The sequence below is a fragment of the Comamonas sp. genome (assembly GCF_036666375.1).
Classification (GTDB): domain Bacteria; phylum Pseudomonadota; class Gammaproteobacteria; order Burkholderiales; family Burkholderiaceae_C; genus Comamonas.
Genome location: NZ_JAVWWA010000205.1, coordinates 1 through 3,223, shown reverse-complemented (window position 1 = coordinate 3,223; position 3,223 = coordinate 1). Strand labels below are relative to the sequence as shown.

Annotated in this window: 4 protein-coding genes and 1 pseudogene; 3 read left to right on the top strand and 2 right to left on the bottom strand. The window is 66.1% G+C overall.

The features are described 5' to 3' along the window. Nucleotides 1-156 (top strand): annotated as a pseudogene (locus RR928_RS24580) (AMP nucleosidase); the annotation flags it as partial. 2 nt (nucleotides 157-158) lie between these two features. Here the strand turns inward: RR928_RS24580 and RR928_RS24575 are convergent. After that, nucleotides 159-1,046 (bottom strand): AraC family transcriptional regulator, encoded by an 888-nt coding sequence (locus RR928_RS24575; RefSeq protein ID WP_332539976.1) that lies wholly within the window; start codon nucleotides 1,044-1,046, stop codon nucleotides 159-161. 134 nt (nucleotides 1,047-1,180) lie between these two features. Here RR928_RS24575 and RR928_RS24570 point away from each other — a divergent pair, with 134 nt between their 5' ends. Together RR928_RS24570 and RR928_RS24565 are read left to right on the top strand one after the other, a co-directional pair. Beyond that, entirely contained in the window at nucleotides 1,181-1,579 is a 399-nt protein-coding gene (locus tag RR928_RS24570; RefSeq protein ID WP_332539977.1) for a VOC family protein, read from the top strand. Then, nucleotides 1,576-2,127, top strand: a complete 552-nt coding sequence (locus RR928_RS24565) for a DNA-3-methyladenine glycosylase I (protein ID WP_332539979.1) — start codon at nucleotides 1,576-1,578, stop codon at nucleotides 2,125-2,127. The genes RR928_RS24570 and RR928_RS24565 overlap by 4 nt, the downstream gene beginning before the upstream one ends. Nucleotides 2,128-2,130: 3 nt before the next feature. Here the strand turns inward: RR928_RS24565 and RR928_RS24560 are convergent, their stop codons facing one another. Beyond that, entirely contained in the window at nucleotides 2,131-3,090 is a 960-nt protein-coding gene (locus RR928_RS24560; protein WP_332539981.1) for a LysR substrate-binding domain-containing protein, read from the bottom strand. Nucleotides 3,091-3,223 lie beyond the last annotated feature (133 nt).

The following is a 3,223-nucleotide window of genomic DNA, read 5'->3' as shown; positions in this document are numbered from 1 at the left end:
ATCAAGCTGCCCGGCATGGCCAACCACTTCTACCGCGAGCGCGTGGACCAGCATCTGCGCATAGGCATGCGCGCCATCGACATCCTGCGCGCCGGCGGCATAGAGCGGCTGCACAGCCGCAAGCTGCGCAGCTTTGCCGAAGTCGCGTTCCAATAAAGTCAGGCCGCGCGCAAGCGGCCCAGCAGCCGGGCGGCATCGCGCGCCGGCGGCTGGCCGAACGCACGCGCATATTCGCGGCTGAACTGGGTGGGGCTTTCATAGCCGACCTCATAGGCGGCCGCGCTCACGCTGCGGCCCTGCGAGATCAGCAGCGTGCGCGCCTGCAGCAGCCGGATCTGCTTCTGGTATTGCAGCGGGCTCAATGACGTCACCGCCTTGAAATGGCGGTGGAAGGCCGAAGTGCTCATCGACGCTTTCTGCGCCAGCACCTCGACACGCAAGGGCTGCGCGTAGTCGCGGCGCAGGCTTTCTATGGCCAGGTTCACGCGCGCCATCGCGGTGCCCTGCGTGGCGATGGCGCGCAGCATGGCGCCATGCGGCCCCTGCAGCACCCGGAAAAGAATCTCGCGCTCATAGACCGGCGCCAGCGCCGCAATCTCCGCGGGCCGCTCCATCAGGCGCAGCATGCGCACCCAGGCATCCATCAGTTCGGGAGTTACCGCAGCCACCGAGAAGCCTGCGGGCTGGTTGTCGTGGTTTGCAGTTTCAGGCAACTGGGCCAGCAGGCCCGCCAGCACGGCCGGATCGAGCATCAGCGCCACCGCAAGATAGGGCTCGCCAGATGGCCCCGGGCGCACGCTGCCGGCTGCCGGCAGCCCGACCGACATGACAAAGTAGGTTGCCGGGTCGTAGTGCAGGGTCTGATCACCCACCGTCATCGACTTGCTGCCCTGCAGAATCAGATTGAGCATCGGCTCGTAGACGGCGTTGAGCTCGTGCTCGGGGATCCTGCCCTGCACCATGGCGACGCGCGGAATGCCGGTTTCCGTCAGCCGGTTCCCGGCCCTGGAGGCCAGCGCGCAAAGTTCTTCCAAGGGTTGCTGCATGGCGCCCATCAGACCGCAAGCGACGCGGGCTTGCAAGCCGAGAAGCAGGAATAGGCAGATTTCCAAGACAAACGGGCAAGCCCTGGAGGCGCTGCTGGCTTAACCTGAGGACCTCCATTGCGCACTCCAGCCCCATGCTCGACCACATCTTTCTTTCCGTCAGCGACGTGCAGCGTTCCGTTGATTTCTACACTGCCGCGCTGGCGCCCCTGGGCATTGCCCATCAGCACGACTATGACGGCAAGGATGGCCCGCCCGGCCACCCCGACCTCAAGGGGTTTGGCGCCAGGGGCCGCGTTTTCTTCTGGCTGCGCCAAGGGCCGGTCGAAGGCCGCGCCGTACATGTCGGTTTCGTCGGGGACGGCATGGCCGCTGTCGATGCGGCCTACGCCGCCGCCATGGCTGCCGGCGCCAGCGACAACGGCGCGCCGGGCGCGCGGCTGCACTACGACCCGCGCTACTACGCGGCCGGCGTGCTCGACCCGGACGGCTACAGTCTGGAGTTCGTCTACAAGAGCTGGCAACACCAATGAACCAAATCACCCGCTGCACCTGGGCCAACTCCGATGCGCTGATGCAGCATTACCACGACACCGAGTGGGGCGTGCCGCTGCGCGATTCCCGCATGCTCTGGGAAACGCTGATGCTAGAAGGCTTTCAGGCCGGGCTTTCGTGGCAGGTCATCCTGCGCAAGCGCGAAGCCTTCCGGGAAGCCTTTGCCGGCTTCGACCCGCAAACGGTGGCCGCGTTCGGGCCGCAGGATGTCGAGCGGCTGATGGGCAATGCCGGCATCGTGCGCGCGCGCGCCAAGATCGAGGCGACGATTCGCGGCGCGCAGATCTATTTGGAAATGCAGGCGCGCGGCGAAGACTTCGCCGGGTATTGCTGGTCGTTCACCAATGGACAGACCCTGGCCGGCGAGGGAATCGCGACACACACCGAACTGTCCACGCTGATCTCCCAGGACCTCAAGCGCCGCGGCTTCAAGTTTGTCGGGCCGACCATCGTGCATGCCTGGATGCAGGCCGTGGGCATGGTAGACGACCACGCGCCCGGCTGCTTTCGGCACGCCCGGCGCTGAGGCTCAGTCCGCGCCCAGCGCCGGCGCGGCGCGGCAGCGCGACTCGAAACCAATCACTTCGGGGCGGCAGACATAACTCTGCAGCCATTCGGAAAACCGCTTGAGCACGGGATAGTTCTTGCGGTCCGGCCGGTAGTAGAGAAAAAAGCGCGGCGACTTCTCCAGCGGCAGCTGCTTGAGCAGGTCGACGCCGAACGGCGCGACCAGGCTGCCGGCCTGGATGTGGGCCAGCGCATCGAGGTAGGAAATATGGCCTATGCCCAGGCCCGCCAGCATGGCTTCGAGCATCGCATCATGGGTATGCAGCTGCAGCGCGGGCTGGTGGTTGGTCTGGGGCAGCCCCAGCAATTCCAGCGTGTCCTGCCACAGCGTGTTCTGCGCGAGCGGCAGCACCAGCGAATGCCGCAGCAGGTCCTCGGGCGCGTGCACCGGCAGACGCGCCAGCAATGAAGGTGCCGCAACCAGCACCTTGAGGTCCTCGACCAGCGGCGTTTCCGACAGCAGGGGAATGCCGCCGTAGCCCCAATGGATGGCTGCGTCTATGCCCTGCTGCTGCAGGTCGGGCAGCTCCACGCCCACCAGCATGCGCACGTCGATGTCGGGAAATTCCGCCTGGAAGTTGCCCAGGTTGCGGATCAGGTACTGGGTCGCGAAATACGGGCTGACGTGCAGCACCAGCGTGCGGCGCGCATCCTTGCTGGACACCGCCAGCACGCCCTTGGCAAGCGAGTCGAAGCCCTGCTTCACGGGCTCGTACAGCAGGTGCGCGGCCGGCGTAGGCGTGAGGCTGCGGATGTTGCGCTCGAACAGCTCCTGGCCCAGCGACGATTCGAGCAGCTTGAGCTGCTGGCTCACGGCCTGGGGCGTGAGGCACAGCTCGTCGGCCGCCTGGCGTATCGATCCGCGGCGGTAGATGGCCTCGAAGACGCGCAAGGTGTTGAGGGGCGGAAGTCGGTGGCGCATGGAAGGGGTTGAAAGCTGCACAGTCAGGCAACGCAAGAAGTATGCCGCAGGCCCGCACGCGCCAGCCGCGCCGCGCATGCTCGTAAACCAGCGCTTGTCCTGGGCCGCGAACGCAAACCTGCGCTTGCCCTAG